The sequence below is a fragment of the Pseudomonas sp. GD04158 genome, assembly GCF_029834875.1.
In the GTDB taxonomy this organism is placed as follows: Bacteria; Pseudomonadota; Gammaproteobacteria; order Pseudomonadales; family Pseudomonadaceae; genus Aquipseudomonas; species Aquipseudomonas hydrolytica.
The window spans coordinates 1-15,713 of sequence record NZ_JAODYT010000086.1; the positions used below are offsets into that span (position 1 = coordinate 1).

Below are 15,713 nucleotides of genomic sequence, written 5' to 3' on the forward strand. Positions count from 1 at the left end.
GGGGTGATGGCCGGCGCGGCGTCGGGCTGGGTGTTCGGGCTGTTCTGCCTGCTCGGCATAGTGCTCGGCCTGAAGCTGCGGCCGCTGTTGCGCTTGGGCTGATGCACCTTCGTAGCCCGGATGAAATCCGGGGTCTTCTGCTGCAGGTTTCCCCGGATTTCATCCGGGCTACGGTTGCATCCGATCTGGCGCTGGGTGGGGGCGGTGCGCGCGGCGCACCCTACACGATTACCCCGTAGGGTGCGCAGCGCGCACCACGTCAAACTGCGACACCAGCGCTCAGGCCGCCTTGCTCGGCGAGGCATCCTCGAAGCGGTCGACCCTGCGCAGGCTCTTGAAGCCGAGCATCCAGCCGCCGGTCACCGCCAGGGTGCAGGCGCAGCCGATCAGCGCCGCCGGCACCACGCCAAACCAGGCGGCGCTGGTGCCGGCGCGGAATTCGCCCAGTTCGTTGGAAGAGCCGATGAACAGCATGTTCACCGCGTTGACCCGGCCGCGCATGGCGTCCGGGGTGGAGAACTGCACCAGGGATGAGCGGATGTACATGCTCACCATGTCCGCACCGCCGGCCACCACCAGCGCGGCGAACGACAGCCAGAACAGGCTGGACAGCGCGAACACCAGGTTGGCCACGCCGAACAGCGCCACCGCAGCGAACATCACCAGGCCGACATGACGGTTGAACGGCCGCACGCTCAGGTACAGACCCACCGTCACTTCGCCGATGGCCATGGCGCTGCGCAGCAGACCCAGGCCAGTCGGCCCCACCTCCAGCACCTCCTGGGCGTAGATCGGCAGCAGCGCCACCACGCCGCCGAGCAGCACGGCGAACAGGTCCAGCGAGATGGTGCCGAGGATGATCGGCCGGGTGCGGATGAAATGGATACCGGCGGTGAACCGCGCCCAGGCGGTGGCTTCCAGCGCCTGCATCTTTTCCGCATAGCGCACCGGCACCAGCGGCAGCAGCGCGGTACCGACGAGGAAGCACACCAGGCACACCGAGTAGGTCAGCCCGCCGCCACCGATGGCATACAGGCCGCCGCCCAGCACCGGGCCGGAGATGGTCGCAGCGCGCATGATCATGCTGTTGGCGGCAATGGCCGCAGCCAGGCGCTCGCGCGGCACGATCTGCGGCAGCAGGCTCGATAGCGCCGGCCCGGTGAAGGCACGGCCGCAGCCGTAGAGCACCAGCACCGCGTAATACCAGCTCACCGCCGCCTCGCTCAGCGACAACCACAGCAGCGCGGCGGCGCACAGCCCCTCCACCAGCCAGCTGAGCATGAGGATCAGCTTGCGATCAAAGCGGTCGATCAGATCGCCGGCCGGCATCAGCAGCACCAGCATGGGGATGAACTGGGCCAGGCCGACATAGGCCAGCGACAGCGGATCGCGGGTCAGGTCATAGACCTGCCAGGCCACCACGATGGCCTGGATCTGCACGGCGAACACCACCACGACGCGGGCGATGAGAAACGGCAGAAAACCGGGAAGGCGATAGACGGAAGCGGGAAAGGCAGCAGACACGACGCGAATCTCGAGGCATGACCGGGCAGTTCCGGTCGAGGTGGGCCGGCCAATCTACGGCATGGCGCCGCCACGGGGCAAACGCGGGAACAGGCTGTTGCACAGGTTGCTCCATTGCACGCTGGCAACGGACACATTGGCATGGGTTCGAGCATCGCCTGACTGTGCCGCCTGGCCATCCAAGCCCGTGAAACGCCAAGGCAGACGCGGCGCGGCGACAGCGCGGCCTACCGCGGATAGGCATGAACAGGTTTAATGGCCCTTTTGCCGGAACGCCGCCATGTCCCTGAGCCCCGAGGAACTTGCCCAGATCAGCGCCCTGACCCTGGCCCATTACCAGGGCTGCGCCGAGGACTTTCGCGAGGGCACGCGCGACCATGACGTGAGCCAGAACATCGCCGCCCTGCTGCGCCATATCGAGGGTGACAAACCCTGGCGCATCCTCGATTTCGGCTGCGGGCCGGGGCGTGACCTGCGCACCTTCAGCGGGCTGGGCCACGAGGCCATCGGTCTGGATGGCTGCGCCGAGTTCGTCGCCATGGCGCGCGCCGACAGCGGCTGCGAGGTCTGGCAGCAGAGCTTTCTCGCGCTCGACCTGCCGGCCGGGCATTTCGACGGCATCTTCGCCAACGCCAGCCTGTTCCATGTGCCGGATCAGGAGCTGCCACGCGTGCTCGGCCAGCTGCACGGAGCACTGAAGAGCGGCGGCGTGCTGTTCAGCTCCAACCCGCGTGGCGACAACCAAGAAGGCTGGAACGGCGAGCGCTACGGCAGCTACCACGACCTCGAGCGCTGGCGCGCCCGCCTCACCGCCGCCGGCTTCGTCGAACTGGAGCATTACTACCGCCCCGCCGGCCTGCCACGCGAGCAGCAACCCTGGCTGGCCAGCGTTTGGCGACGCGCCTGACGCTCGGCCACTTGACTTGCGAGTCAGCATTGGGCCTGATTCACCCGCAGACGTCTTCCAACCCCTGCCCGAAAAGCCCGCCATGACGGCTCGGCCGGTCTCCGGCGTCTGGATTTCGTCCGCCGCTATATACAAGAAAACATAACGCAGTAGCATGGCTGCCTGAGCCGCCAGCAGCCCCACACCGGAGCATCGAGATGCATGAACGAGGCGTTTTCCTGATCAGGACAGTGCAACGCAGCCTGCTCGCCCTCGCCCTGTCGTTCGCCGGCGGCGTCAGCGCCGGTGAGGTCAAGGTCGCAGTGGCCGCCAACTTCACCGCGCCGCTGCAGGCCATCGCGCCCGCGTTCGAGAAGGCCACCGGGCACAAGCTGGTGGCGTCCTTCGGCGCCACCGGGCAGTTCTATGCGCAGATCAAGAATGGCGCACCCTTCGATGTGCTGCTCGCCGCCGACGACACCACGCCGGCCAGGCTGGAGCGCGAGGACGCGAGCGTGCCCGGTTCGCGTTTCACCTACGCCATCGGCGGCCTGGTGCTGTGGTCGGCCGATGCCAGCTACCTCGATGGCACGGACGCGGCGCTGCAGGCCGGCCAGTTCAGGCACCTGGCCATCGCCACCCCGAAGGCCGCGCCCTACGGCCTGGCCGCGATGCAGGTGCTGGACAAGCTGGGCCTCAGCGAAGCGGTCAAGGGCAAGCTGGTGGAGGGGCAGAACATCACCCAGGCGCACCAGTTCGTCTCCACTGGCAATGCCGAGCTGGGCTTCGTCGCGCTGTCGCAGGTGTACCAGGATGGCAAGCTCGGCAGCGGCTCGGCCTGGATCGTGCCGGAGGCCATGTACGAGCCGATCCGGCAGGATGCGGTGATCCTCCAGCACGGCGCGAGCAACCCGGCCGCCGCCGCACTGGTCGAGTATCTGCAGGGCGCGGAAGCGGCCAGGGTGATCGAATCCTTCGGCTATAAACTGCCGTAGCGACATCCACCTGAGCGGACCCCGGATTGCATCCGGGTTACATTCGCCACTTCCGGAATCCCTGCATGCCGCTGTCCAAGAACGACCTCGACGCCATCCTCCTGACCCTGGAGCTGGCCTCGCTGACCACCGTGCTGCTGCTGATCATCGGCACGCCCATCGCGCTGTGGCTGGCGCGCACCGACTCCTGGCTCAAGCGCCCGGTCGGCGCCATCGTCGCATTGCCGCTGGTGCTGCCGCCGACGGTGATCGGCTTCTACCTGCTGGTGAGCATGGGGCCCAATGGATTCTTCGGCCAACTGACGCAGAGCCTTGGTCTCGGCACCTTCACTTTCACCTTTACCGGCCTGGTGATCGGTTCGATCTTCTACTCCCTGCCCTTCGTCGTGCAGCCGTTGCAGAACGCCTTCGAGGCCATCGGCCGCGGCCCGCTGGAGGCTGCCGCAACCTTGCGTGCCAATCCCTGGGACAGCTTCTTCAGTGTGGTGCTGCCGCTGGCCCGCCCCGGCTTCATCACCGCCGCCATTCTCAGCTTCGCCCATACCATCGGTGAGTTCGGCGTGGTGCTGATGATCGGCGGCAATATCCCCGGCAAGACCCAGGTGGTGTCGGTGCAGATCTACAACCACGTGGAAACCATGAACTACGCCCAGGCGCACTGGCTGGCCGGCGGCATGGTGGCGTTCTCCTTCATCGTCCTGCTGGCGCTATACGGCGGCCGCAGCGCCAGAGTGAGGGCGCTGTGATGTTCGGATTCGGCAAGGCCAAGGCGCCTGTCGTCACTGACGACGGGCGTATCCGCGCGCGCTTCGTGCTGCAGCACGCCGAGTTTCGCCTGGATGTGAACCTCGACCTGCCGGCCCGTGGCGTCAGCGCCCTGTTCGGCCAATCCGGCTCGGGCAAGACCAGTTGCCTGCGCTGCTTCGCCGGGCTGGAGCGCCCGCAGCAGGGCTACCTGCAGGTGGCCGGCGAACTCTGGCAGGACAGCGAGCGGGGTTTCTTTCTGCCGGCGCACCAGCGCGCCATCGGCTACGTGTTCCAGGACGCCAACCTGTTCCCGCACCTGAGCGTGCGCGGCAATCTGCAGTACGGGCAGAAACGCATTCCGGCCGCGCAGCGCAGGGTGGCGCTGGATCAGGCGCTGGAGCTGCTGGGCATCGGTCATCTGCTCGAGCGCATGCCGTCGGCGCTGTCCGGTGGCGAACGGCAGCGCGTCGGCATCGCCCGCGCCCTGGTCACCAGCCCGCGCCTGCTGCTGATGGACGAACCGCTGGCTTCGCTGGATCTCAAACGCAAGCAGGAGGTGCTGCCTTATCTGGAGCGCCTGCACGAGGAACTGGACATCCCCGTGCTCTATGTCAGCCACGCGCCCGATGAAGTGGCGCGCCTGGCCGATCACCTGGTGTTGCTCGACGACGGCCAGGTGCGCGCCAGCGGCGCGCTCAAGGAAACCTTGCTGCGCGCCGACCTGCCCTTCGCCAGCGATGAGGATGCCGAGGCGGTGATCGACGGCGAGGTCTGCGGCCATGCTGCCGCCTATGACCTGCTGGAACTTCGACTGCCTGGCAGCGAGGCGCGCCTGCGCCTGCCTCACGCGGCATTGCCCAACGGCCATCCGGTGCGGGTGAAGATCAAGGCGCGCGACGTCAGCCTCAGCCTGCAACGCGCCGAGGGCAGCAGCCTGCTCAACCTGCTGCCGGCGACGGTGGAAAGCTGGCAGGCGCTCGATGCGCAGATGCTGCTGACCTTGCGCCTGGGCGAGCAGCGCCTGCTGGCGCGGATCACCCGCTATTCCTTCGATCAGTTGGGCATTCATGCCGGCCAGGCGCTCTGGGCGCAGATCAAGTCGGTGTCGTTGCTGGCGCCGTAATTCCTGGCTGTGCGACCGCGGAGCCCCGGTGCGCATGGCGCACCTACGCTAGAGCGGGCACACCCCGTAGGGTGCGCCGTGCGCACCAACGATCGTGCAATGTCCCTGTCCTGCACGCCCCGGCACTGGGCGCAGATCAAGTCGGTGTCATTGCTGGCGCCGTACTTCCTGGCTGTGCGACCGCGGACCCCCGGTGCGCATGGCGCACCCTACGCTAGAGCCGGTACATCCCGTAGGGTGCGCCGCGCGCACCAATGATCGAGTAATGTCCTTGTCCTTCACGCCCCGGCACTGGGCGCAGATCAAGTCGGTGTCGTTGCTGGCGCCGTAATTCCTGGCTATGCGACCGCGGAGCCCCGGTGCGCATGGCGCACCCTACGCTAGAGCGGGCACACCCCGTAGGGTGCGCCGCGCGCACCAACGATCGTGCAACGTCCCACGCCCCGGCACTGGGTGCAGATCAAGTCGGTGTCGTTGCTGGCACCTTAATGCCTGGCTGTGCGACCGCGGAGCCCCGGTGCGCATGGCGCACCCTACGCTAGAGCGGGCACACCCCGTAGGGTGCGCCGCGCGCACCGATCACGCGTTGGTTGCTAGCTCCCACGCGCAGCGCAAGGAAGATCGGCCTCACCCATCCCTTACGCAATACCTGGCAACTCCAGATGCTCCGGCCCAATCTCTGCATTTCCAGCCAGCAGCAGGGCGAAGTGAATGACGTTCTCCAGCTCGCGGGTATTGCCCGGCCAACGGTGCGCTTCCAGCACGGCCTGCGCCGCTGGGCTGATCGGCGGGATGGCCAGGCCCAGGCGCGAGGCGTGGATGCCGAGGAAGTACTCGGCCAGCGGCAGGATGTCGCCGACCCGCTGACGCAGCGCCGGGAACAGCAGCTGGCCGTCGCACAGGTAGGCGTACAGGCGCTCGTCGAACGTGCCGGCCGCCACGGCGCGGGCCAGGTCGATGCTGCTCGCCGCCACCAGGCGCACGTCTGCCGGCAGGGCCTGGCTGGCACCGACGCGATACACCTCGCGGGTTTCCAGCGCGGCCAGCAGCTTGCTCTGCAACGGGCGCGAAAGATCGGCGATTTCGTCCAGGTACAGCGTGCCGCCATTGGCCGAACCGAACCAGCCGGCGCGGCTGCTGGCGGCCCCGACATGGGCGCCGCCGACATGGCCGAACAGCTCGGCCTCGCCCCATTGCGGGCTGATCGCCGCGCAGCTCAGTGCGACGAACAGGCCGCCACGCTCGCTCTGCCGGTGGATGTAGCGCGCCAGCAATTCCTTGCCGGTGCCGGTCTCGCCAAGGATCAGCAGCGGCTGACCATTGCCCGCCAGCACCTCGGCGCGCTCGCGCAACTGACGTGAACGCGGGTCGACGAATACCAGCGCCTTGGCCCGAATGCTCAGCGGGCTCTTGTCCGAATCGGCGAAGGTCAGCGGCGCCGGGAAGTCGGGTGGAACACTCATGACCTGCAGCTCCAAAGCCGCACCTCGGTGGACGCAGCCCGTAGTCGAGTAAAAAAGAGCGGGCGGCTGCCTGGCCCGTTCCCGCTCCGAAAGGGTTCGCCCCGAGGGGACGTTCAGGCGCGCAGGCGCGTCTGCTGTTCGATGCGGCTCTGCAGGCGATACAGATAGCCGAAGCCCTGCTCCCAATGGCGGTGCCCGGACTTCACGTTGATATGCCCGGCACCGGTGAGAATCGCCGCCTCGCTGCCCCAGGCACGCGCCAGCTCCAGGGCGCGCAGAGCGCTGGCCGCCGCGTCGTTGTCGGAGCCCACCAGCAGGCTGGGGAAGGGCAGCAGATCACGCGGCATCGGCGCGAAATTCTGCAGCGGTGCGGGGCAGCCCGGGCGCTCGACATCGGCCGGCGCCACCAGCAGGGCGCCGCGTACGCGACGCAGCAGATCGATCGGTGCCTGCGCCGCCCAGTGGGCGACCGTGACGCAGCCCAGGCTGTGGGCAATGAGAATGGCAGGGCGCGGGTCGGCGGCAACGGCGCGGTTCAGCTCGCTCACCCAGTCGGCGCGCCGTGGATGGAGCCAGTCGGCCTGCTCCACCCGCGTGCTGTTCGGCAGGCTGCGCTGCCAATGGCTTTGCCAGTGCTCCTCGGGCGAGCCCTGCCAGCCCGGCAGAATCAGATAACGGATTGCTTCGCTGCCCATGACGGCACCTCCTTGAATCGAATGGCGTCAGTCTAGGCAGCATGGTTCAACTCTAAAAAGAATAAGAATTTATTTGCTTATTCCATAAGCACGAGAAAACGCATCGCACCTCATATTTCCAAAAAGCATATAAATGTTCTTAAACAATATTTTTAAGAATATTTCGGCCTCTCTACTATCCGCTCCACGCCAGCGTCGGCCGTCCGCCGTCGTCGTGGCGAATCCGTCACAAGGAGCCTGGAAATGACCGCGACGCTGAGAAACCTGGAAGGCCAGGACGAAGCCGTGATCCTCCGCGAGATCCAGACCGCCCTGCATGGCCTGAAATTCGGCTCGGTGGAAATCACCGTGCACAACGGCCAGGTAGTGCAGATCGAGCGCAAGGAAAAGATTCGCCTGCAACAACCGAGCACGAAAAACCCCTGACACATGCTGCGGCCCGACTGGACCACCAGAGGGCACTGACCCGATAGCCCCAACGCCAACACAAGAATTTAGCCAGTCTAGGAGCTGCACCATGTCCCTTCGTCGTTTCGCCCTGGCCGCGCTGGCCAGTGCCCTGATCGCCGGCCCGGTGGCCGCTGCACAAACCCTGCTCAACGTGTCGTACGACCCGACCCGCGAGCTCTATACCGAATTCAACGCCGCGTTCAACAAGCACTGGCAGGGCCAGGGCAACGAGGCGGTGACCATCCAGCAATCCCACGGCGGCTCGGGCAAGCAGGCCCGTGCGGTGATCGACGGCCTGCGCGCCGACGTGGTGACCCTGGCCCTGGCCGGCGACATCGACGAGCTGTACAAGCTCGGCAAGCTGATCCCGGAAAACTGGCAGGAGCGCCTGCCGGACGCCAGCACCCCCTACACCTCGACCATCGTGTTCCTGGTGCGCAAGGGCAACCCCAAGGGCATCAAGGACTGGGATGACCTGGTCAAGCCCGGCGTGGAAGTGATCACCCCCAACCCGAAAACTTCCGGCGGCGCACGCTGGAACTTCCTCGCCGCCTGGGCCTATGCCCAGCAGAAGTACGGCAGCGAAGCCGAGGCCAAGGCCTTCACCGAGAAGCTGTACAAGAATGTCCCGGTGCTCGACACCGGCGCCCGCGGCTCCACCATCACCTTCGTCAACAACGGCATCGGCGATGTGCTGCTGGCCTGGGAAAACGAAGCCTTCCTGGCCCTCAAGGAAGAAGGTGGCGACAACTTCGAGATCGTCGCGCCGTCGCTGTCGATCCTTGCCGAACCGCCGGTCAGTGTGGTCGACCAGAACGTCGACAAGAAAGGCACCCGCAAGGTCGCCGAGGCCTACCTGAACTACCTGTACAGCGAGGAAGGCCAGCGCATCGCCGCCAAGCACTTCTACCGTCCGCGCAACCAGGCGGTGGCGGCCGAGTTCGCCCAGCAGTTCCCGCAGCTCAAGCTGGTGACCATCGACGCTGACTTCGGCGGCTGGAAGAGCGCTCAGCCGAAGTTCTTCAACGATGGCGGCATCTTCGACCAGATCTACCAGGCCCATTGATCCGTAGGGTGCGCTGCGCGCACCAGCCGTCAATCGACGCGCAGGTGGTGCGCACGGCGCACCCTACTTCGTACAGGTTCACTCCATGTCCCGCCGCACTTCCCCCGTCATACCCGGCTTCGGGCTGACGCTGGGTTACACCCTGGTGTACCTCAGCCTGTTGGTGCTGATTCCCCTGGGTGCCATGTTCGTCCACGCTGCCCAGCTCACCTGGGATCAGTTCTGGGCCATCGTTTCCTCACCGCGCGTGCTGGCCGCGCTGAAGCTGAGCTTCGGCACCGCCCTGCTCGCCGCCGTGATCAACGGCGTGATCGGTACCCTGCTGGCCTGGGTGCTGGTGCGCTACACCTTCCCCGGTCGCAAGATCATCGAAGCGATGATCGACCTGCCGTTCGCCCTGCCCACCGCCGTTGCCGGTATCGCCCTGACCGCGCTCTACGCGCCGGGTGGCCTGGTCGGCCAGTTCGCCACCGCCCTGGGCTTCAAGATCGCCTACACCCCGCTGGGCATCACCCTGGCGCTGACCTTCGTCACCCTGCCCTTCGTCGTGCGCACCATCCAGCCGGTGCTGGCCGACATCCCGCGCGAGGTCGAGGAAGCCGCCGCCTGCCTCGGTGCCAAGCCATTACAGGTGGCGCGCCACGTGCTGCTGCCGGCGCTGCTGCCGGCCTGGCTGACCGGTTTTGCCCTGGCCTTCGCCCGCGGCGTCGGCGAGTACGGCTCGGTGATCTTCATCGCCGGCAATATGCCGATGAAGACCGAGATCCTGCCGCTGCTGATCATGGTGCAGCTGGACCAGTACAACTACGCCGGCGCCACCGCCATCGGCGTGCTGATGCTGGTGGTGTCGTTCATCCTGCTGCTGCTGATCAACCTGCTGCAGCGCCGCATCAGTCGTTCGTAAGGAGCCAGGCATGTCATCTGCAACCCTGACGGCCAGCGCCGCCAACAACGCCGCGCGCCGCGGCAACGCCCTGGGCCGCCGCCTGCTGATCGTTTCGGCCTGGCTGGTGTTCGCCTTCTTCCTGCTGCTGCCCCTGTTCGTGGTGGCGACCGAGGCGCTCAAGCAGGGCGTCGGCGTGTTCGTCGCTTCGATCCTCGAACCCGACGCGATCAGCGCGCTGAAGCTGACCCTGCTCGCCGTGGGCATCGCCGTGCCGCTCAACCTGGTGTTCGGCGTGGCCGCCGCCTGGTGCGTGAGCAAGTACGAGTTCCGCGGCAAGAGCATCCTGGTGACCCTGATCGACCTGCCGTTCTCGGTGTCGCCGGTGATCGCCGGTCTGATCTACGTGCTGCTGTTCGGCGCGCAGGGCTTCTTCGGCCCCTGGCTGCGCGAGCACGACATCCAGATCATCTTCGCCCTGCCCGGCATCGTCCTGGCGACCATCTTCGTCACCGTGCCCTTCGTCGCCCGCGAGCTGATCCCGCTGATGCAGGAACAGGGCACGCAGGAAGAAGAGGCGGCGCGCCTGCTGGGCGCCAACGGCTGGCAGATGTTCTGGCACGTCACCCTGCCCAACATCAAATGGGGCCTGATCTACGGCGTGGTGCTGTGTACCGCACGGGCGATGGGCGAGTTCGGCGCGGTATCGGTGGTGTCCGGGCACATCCGCGGCTACACCAACACCCTGCCGCTGCATGTCGAGATTCTCTACAACGAATACAATCACGTCGCCGCCTTCAGCGTTGCCAGTCTGCTGCTGCTTCTGGCGCTGTTCATCCTGCTGCTCAAGCAGTGGAGCGAGTCCCGTATCAACCGCCGCAAAGCCAGTGCTGGCGAGGAATAAGCCATGAGTATCGAAATTCGCAACGTCAGCAAGAACTTCAATGCGTTCAAGGCGCTGAACGACATCAACCTGAACATCCAGAGCGGCGAGCTGGTCGCCCTGCTCGGCCCGTCCGGCTGCGGCAAGACCACCCTGCTGCGCATCATCGCCGGCCTGGAAACCCCGGACAGCGGCACCATCGGCTTCCACGGCGAGGACGTTTCCGAGCACGACGTGCGCGATCGCAACGTCGGTTTCGTGTTCCAGCACTACGCGCTGTTCCGCCACATGACGGTGTTCGACAACGTCGCCTTCGGCCTGCGCATGAAGCCCAAGCGCGAGCGCCCGAGCGAGGACGTGATCAAGCAGAAGGTGCACGAGCTGCTCGATCTGGTGCAGCTCGACTGGCTCGGCGACCGCTACCCGGAGCAGCTCTCCGGCGGCCAGCGCCAGCGTATCGCCCTGGCCCGCGCCCTGGCCGTGGAGCCCAAGGTGCTGCTGCTCGACGAACCCTTCGGCGCGCTGGACGCCAAGGTGCGCAAGGAGCTGCGTCGCTGGCTGGCACGCCTGCACGACGACGTGCACCTGACCAGCGTGTTCGTCACCCACGACCAGGAAGAAGCCATGGAAGTGGCCGACCGCATCGTGGTGATGAACAAGGGCGTGATCGAACAGATCGGCACGCCGGCCGAGGTCTATGAATACCCGGCCAGCGACTTCGTCTATCACTTCCTCGGCGATGCCAACCGCCTCTATGTCGGCGGTGGCGATCATCACGTGCTGTTCCGCCCGCACGAGGTCGACCTGTCGCTGCAGCCGGCGGCCGATCACCAGAGCGGCGAGGTGCGCGACATCCGCCTGCTCGGCGCCATCACCCGCATCACCCTCAAGGTCGAGGGCCAGGACGAACTGATCGAGGCCGAGGTGGCCAAGGATCACGTCAGCCTGGACAACCTCGCCCGCGGCACCACCCTGTACTTCAAGCCCAAGGGTGGCAAGCCGGTCGGCACACCGGCCAGCTAAGGCCCACGCGCTCGGGGCTGACGCCCGTCAGCCCCTTTGCCTGCACGGCGCCGCGCATCAGATGCAGGCCACCTGCGAATGCTTCAGGCCGAACCACTGCAACTCGGCCAGCAGCGCCACCGCCAGCGCCTGGGCGATGACGAAGGCGTAGCCGAACAGGTTCGGTGACACCCAGCCGATCACCAGCACCAGCAGGCTGTCGATTACCCAGATGGCATTGACCGCGATCACCGCCCAGATCGCCTGGCGGCTGATTTCGGCGCGGTTGGCCAGCCACACCAGCATGGCGGCGAAGGGCAGCAGCGCGCTGCCGGCGACCAGCAACAGCAGGCGCGGCAGTTCGAGAAAGGCGCCCAGCCAGCCGGCGGCCAGCACCAGCAGCAGACCGGTGGCACCGCTGAGCAGGCCATCGAGCAAGAGGGCGTTGCGCAGCATCGGGGAAGGTTGCAGTGCGTTCATGGCGAATCTCCTGAAAGCGGCACCGGGCTGGTGCCTGGCGCACAGATTTCGCCGAAACGCGCAGGGCGTCGATTACCTGCCAGGTAATGGCCGGCATGACGCCGCTGAACTATCTTGCTGGCCATGAACAATTCCCAGACCGCCGGCGCCCTGTTGCGCCAATGGCGCCAGCGGCGCCGCCTGAGCCAGCTCGACCTCGCCTGCGAGGCCGAAATCTCCACACGCCACCTGAGCTTCGTCGAAACCGGCCGCGCCCAGCCCAGCCGCGACATGCTGCTGCACCTGGCGGAACAGCTGGACATGCCGCTGCGCGAGCGCAACCGCCTGCTCGGCGCCGCCGGCTACGCCCCGCTGTACAGCCAGCACGACCTGGCCGACCCGGCGCTGGCACCGGCGCGCCAGGCCATCGAACAGCTGCTCAAGGCCCATGAGCCCTATCCGGCGCTGGCCATCGACCGGCAGTGGAACCTGCTGGCGGCCAATGCGGCCGTGGGTACCTTCATCGCCGACATGCCGGCGTTCTTGCTGGGCCCGCCGCTCAACGTGATGCGCCTGTCGCTGCACCCCGAGGGCCTGGCGCCACGCATCGCCAACCTGGCGCAGTGGCGCGCGCACCTGCTGATGCGCCTGCAGCGCGATGCCGAAATCAGCGGCGACGAGGCGCTTTTCACCCTGCTCGACGAGCTGCGCAGCTATCCCGCGCCCCTCGACGTCGCCGAACCGCACGCGGATGCGGTGCTGGTGCCCCTGCAACTGCACAGCGAGCACGGCGTGCTGAGCCTGATCAGCACCATCACCGTATTCGGCACGCCGAACGACGTGACCCTGGCCGAACTGGCGCTGGAAACCTTCTTCCCCGCCGATGCCTTCACCGCCGCCTACCTGCGCGAACTGGCCGGGCGACCGGGCGAGGGGTGACGCCTTGCCGGCCGGCAGCGGGTAGCGGGCGCGTGCAGCGCCTGCGGCTGTTTTCCGACGAAATCACTCTTTCGGGTCATGCTCTGCGACGCGCGACACAGTAGTCTTGACGCTGCGTCGTTGACGCCGCCCAGTCCCTACCTGCTCAAAACAATAACAAGGAGCACCCGGATGCGCTGTAAAGCACTGTTGCGCCATGCTTTTTTCTGGACGCTAGGGCTCTTGGCCGGGCTTTCGCCGCTGGCCTTCGCCGAGGCCGTGAGCCCGCAGGAACAGATCCAGATCCACGCCAGCCGCGCCACCAGCAGTCTGATGCTGTTACGCGGCGAAGGCTTCCAGAAGACCCACCAGCAACGCCTGGAGGCCGACCTGGCTGCGCTGGCGGCCGCCGTGCAGAGCCTGCCGCAGGGCAGCGCCGAGCTCACCCGTGCCCACCAGGCCCTTGTTACCCAATTGCGCAACGGTGTTTCCTATGGCCCCGGCGACGACAACGTGCCCTGGCGCTTCCCGGAAGACCTGAGCCGCGCCCTGCGCGACTTCCTCAGCGCCGCCCGCGCCCTGCCCGGCGCCCAGGGGCAGAGCGAACTGGCGGCCAAGGTCGAGTACCTCGGCGTGCAGTACCTCAGCCGCTCCTACCTGGGCACCTTCGAGATCGCCCGTGAGCAACCCGACACCTACCTGGGCCAGGACGAACGCCTGCTGCTGCCGGCCATCGACAGCGAGCTGCAGGCGCTGAGCGATCAGTCCGATCCGCAGGTGGCCAAGCTGCAGACCCGCTGGAGCTACCTGCGCGCCGCCCTGGCCGACATGAACAGCCAGAGCAACACGCTGGAGAGCGTATCCGGCCGCCCCTTCGCGCCGATCACCGTGGACCGCCACGCACGCTCGCTGAGCAGCCAGTGGATGACCATGTACTGAGTGCGAGCCGCGAAAGCCGCTCGCCGTAGGGTGCGCCGTGCGCACCGGGGGCTCCGCGGTCGCACAGCCAGGAGTTACGGCGCCAGCAACGACACCGAGTTGATCTGCGCCCAGTGCCGGGGCGTGCAGGACAGGGACATTGCACGATCGTTGGTGCGCGCGGCGCACCCTACGGAGTGTGCCGGCTCTAGCGTAGGGTGCGCCGCGCGCACCGCGTTCACGCCAGCGCCTTCTTCTCGCGAATGCAGGTGGGCCCGGCGATCTCCACCACGGCATGCTCGATTTCCTTGCGCAGGCCGAGCAGGAAGGCCAGTTCGGCGACCACGAACAGCGGGCCGATCACCAGGCCCATGACGTCATCGACGAATGCCGGCTTGCGCCCTTCGTAGTAATGACCGACGAACTGGATGACCCAGCCCACCACGAACAGGCCGATGCCGGCGCTCAGCCAGAGCGTCGTGGAGGCCTGCGCCAGGCCGGCAGCGACCCACAGGCAGAGGCCCAGCAGCGCCGCCATCAGCAGGCCGAAACGGGTATCCAGGCGCAGGTAGAACCAGGCCGAAACCAGCGCCACCAGGGTGGCCGGCGCCAGCCACAGGCCGGCCATGGCGAAGCCGGGCCGCGACAGCAGCACCGCCACGGCCAGCACTATCATGGGAATGCCGATGAAATGACTGGCGATATTGCGCCGGTCGCGATGGTAGGCCGCATACTGGGCCAGATGATCGACGAGGGTTTTCATTGTTATCGTCCTCAGCTGTGGAACAGGCCCGCTCATGATCGCCGCGGCCCGTGCCACCGCTCTGTCGGCTAGCCGACAATGGCAGGGATCGCCGTACCGACCGCAACAGCCGACAGGAGCTGCGATGCCCGATCCACACCGCTTTCTCGCGCTGCTACGCCAGGGTCACTGGTTCGCCGCGCTGCCCGATGAACTGAGCCAGGCGCTGCTGGCCATGGCCAGGGTGCAGCGTCTGGAGGCCGGGCAGCGCCTGTTCCACCGCGGCGACAAACCCTGCGGCCTGTACGCCGTGGTCGAAGGCGCGGTGCGCGTCGGCGCGGTCAGCGAGAGCGGCAAGGAGGCGCTGTTGACGCTGGTGGAGCCGCCCTACTGGTTCGGCGAGATCTCCCTGTTCGACGGCCTGCCGCGCACCCACGACGCCTTCGCCGACAGCGCCAGCACCCTGCTGCTGTTGCCGCAGCACGAGCTGCTCGCCCTGCTCGAACGCCAGCCGCAGTACTGGCGCGACTTCGCCCTGCTGATGACGCACAAGCTGCGCCTGGCCTTCGTCGCCCTGGAAGACATGAGCCTGCTGCCGGCGGCGCCACGTTTGGCCCGGCGCCTGCTGCTGATGGCCGAGAACTATGGCGAGAGCGAGCCGCGCCGGGTGCTGCACCTGGCTCAGGAACAGCTGGCGCTGATGCTCGCGCTGTCGCGCCAGACCACCAATCAGATTCTCAAGGAGCTGGAGGCCCAGGGCGTGGTCCGCCTGACCTACGGCGAAATCGAAATTCTCGACCGCCACCGCCTGCGCCAGCTGGCCGGCTGAACCGCCAGCATTGCGCCACTGTCCAAGGCCCGTCTTGCCACAGGATGCCTGCTTCGATGCCCGCCACCGCCACTGCACTGCCCGATGTCCTCGCCGGCCCGCTACTGCGCCGCATGGAACCCGGCCGCCT

At 66.9% G+C, this 15,713-nt stretch carries 17 protein-coding genes; 12 read left to right on the top strand and 5 right to left on the bottom strand.

All coding sequences use genetic code 11. The features are described from left to right. Positions 1 to 279: 279 nt before the first annotated feature. Positions 280 to 1,524 carry an MFS transporter gene (locus tag N7333_RS21320; RefSeq protein WP_129483646.1) on the bottom strand — a complete coding sequence of 415 codons (1,245 nt, stop codon included), beginning with the start codon at positions 1,522 to 1,524 and terminating at the stop codon, positions 280 to 282. A 280-nt stretch (positions 1,525 to 1,804) separates the two neighbouring features. On the opposite strand from N7333_RS21320, the gene N7333_RS21325 reads away from it, so the two are divergent. The 4 genes from N7333_RS21325 to modC all read left to right on the top strand — a co-directional run bounded on the left by N7333_RS21325 (position 1,805) and on the right by modC (position 5,275). Continuing rightward, positions 1,805 to 2,431: a class I SAM-dependent methyltransferase gene (locus N7333_RS21325; RefSeq protein ID WP_129483647.1), complete on the top strand. Its 627-nt coding sequence runs from the start codon at positions 1,805 to 1,807 to the stop codon at positions 2,429 to 2,431. Between the two features lie 197 nt (positions 2,432 to 2,628). Continuing rightward, positions 2,629 to 3,405: a molybdate ABC transporter substrate-binding protein gene (gene modA / locus N7333_RS21330; RefSeq protein WP_129483648.1), complete on the top strand. Its 777-nt coding sequence runs from the start codon at positions 2,629 to 2,631 to the stop codon at positions 3,403 to 3,405. A gap of 65 nt (positions 3,406 to 3,470) precedes the next feature. Beyond that, on the top strand, positions 3,471 to 4,151 hold the full coding sequence (gene modB / locus N7333_RS21335) for a molybdate ABC transporter permease subunit (RefSeq protein ID WP_129483649.1): 681 nt from the start codon (positions 3,471 to 3,473) through the stop codon (positions 4,149 to 4,151). Beyond that, positions 4,151 to 5,275 (top strand): molybdenum ABC transporter ATP-binding protein, encoded by a 1,125-nt coding sequence (modC, locus tag N7333_RS21340; protein ID WP_129483650.1) that lies wholly within the window; start codon positions 4,151 to 4,153, stop codon positions 5,273 to 5,275. Before modB ends, modC begins: the two co-directional genes overlap by 1 nt. Positions 5,276 to 5,913: 638 nt before the next feature. Here the strand turns inward: modC and N7333_RS21345 are convergent. Further along, complete coding sequence (locus N7333_RS21345; RefSeq protein ID WP_096825262.1) at positions 5,914 to 6,738, bottom strand: sigma 54-interacting transcriptional regulator; 825 nt, start codon at positions 6,736 to 6,738, stop codon at positions 5,914 to 5,916. Between the two features lie 113 nt (positions 6,739 to 6,851). After that, a complete protein-coding gene (locus N7333_RS21350) occupies positions 6,852 to 7,433 on the bottom strand; it encodes an alpha/beta hydrolase (RefSeq protein WP_003242458.1) in 582 nt (193 codons plus the stop codon). Positions 7,434 to 7,676: 243 nt separating this feature from the next. Here N7333_RS21350 and oscA point away from each other — a divergent pair, with 243 nt between their 5' ends. The 5 genes from oscA (at position 7,677) to N7333_RS21375 (ending at position 11,738) form a co-directional block, all read left to right on the top strand. Then, positions 7,677 to 7,859, top strand: coding sequence for a sulfur starvation response protein OscA (oscA, locus tag N7333_RS21355; RefSeq protein ID WP_003242459.1), 183 nt, complete (start codon positions 7,677 to 7,679; stop codon positions 7,857 to 7,859). A gap of 91 nt (positions 7,860 to 7,950) precedes the next feature. Then, a complete protein-coding gene (locus N7333_RS21360; RefSeq protein ID WP_096825260.1) occupies positions 7,951 to 8,949 on the top strand; it encodes a sulfate ABC transporter substrate-binding protein in 999 nt (332 codons plus the stop codon). Positions 8,950 to 9,034: 85 nt separating this feature from the next. Continuing rightward, entirely contained in the window at positions 9,035 to 9,853 is an 819-nt protein-coding gene (cysT, locus tag N7333_RS21365; RefSeq protein WP_003242461.1) for a sulfate ABC transporter permease subunit CysT, read from the top strand. 10 nt (positions 9,854 to 9,863) lie between these two features. Further along, positions 9,864 to 10,736: a sulfate ABC transporter permease subunit CysW gene (gene cysW, locus N7333_RS21370; RefSeq protein WP_024310018.1), complete on the top strand. Its 873-nt coding sequence runs from the start codon at positions 9,864 to 9,866 to the stop codon at positions 10,734 to 10,736. A 3-nt stretch (positions 10,737 to 10,739) separates the two neighbouring features. Then, entirely contained in the window at positions 10,740 to 11,738 is a 999-nt protein-coding gene (locus N7333_RS21375) for a sulfate ABC transporter ATP-binding protein (protein WP_003242463.1), read from the top strand. 57 nt (positions 11,739 to 11,795) lie between these two features. On the opposite strand, the gene N7333_RS21380 is transcribed toward N7333_RS21375, so the two are convergent. Beyond that, complete coding sequence (locus tag N7333_RS21380) at positions 11,796 to 12,197, bottom strand: hypothetical protein (RefSeq protein WP_129483651.1); 402 nt, start codon at positions 12,195 to 12,197, stop codon at positions 11,796 to 11,798. Positions 12,198 to 12,320: 123 nt separating this feature from the next. Here N7333_RS21380 and N7333_RS21385 point away from each other — a divergent pair, with 123 nt between their 5' ends. Next, entirely contained in the window at positions 12,321 to 13,115 is a 795-nt protein-coding gene (locus N7333_RS21385) for a helix-turn-helix domain-containing protein (protein ID WP_129483652.1), read from the top strand. Positions 13,116 to 13,286: 171 nt separating this feature from the next. Further along, on the top strand, positions 13,287 to 14,033 hold the full coding sequence (locus tag N7333_RS21390) for a hypothetical protein (protein WP_003242467.1): 747 nt from the start codon (positions 13,287 to 13,289) through the stop codon (positions 14,031 to 14,033). Positions 14,034 to 14,250: 217 nt separating this feature from the next. Here N7333_RS21390 and N7333_RS21395 read toward each other — a convergent pair whose 3' ends face one another. After that, positions 14,251 to 14,775: an Mpo1-like protein gene (locus N7333_RS21395; RefSeq protein ID WP_003242470.1), complete on the bottom strand. Its 525-nt coding sequence runs from the start codon at positions 14,773 to 14,775 to the stop codon at positions 14,251 to 14,253. Between the two features lie 124 nt (positions 14,776 to 14,899). Between N7333_RS21395 and N7333_RS21400 the strand changes: the two genes are divergently transcribed. Then, the gene (locus tag N7333_RS21400; protein WP_129483653.1) at positions 14,900 to 15,583 is read left to right on the top strand and encodes a Crp/Fnr family transcriptional regulator; all 684 of its coding nucleotides are present in this window, start codon (positions 14,900 to 14,902) and stop codon (positions 15,581 to 15,583) included. The last annotated feature ends 130 nt before the right edge of the window (positions 15,584 to 15,713 follow it).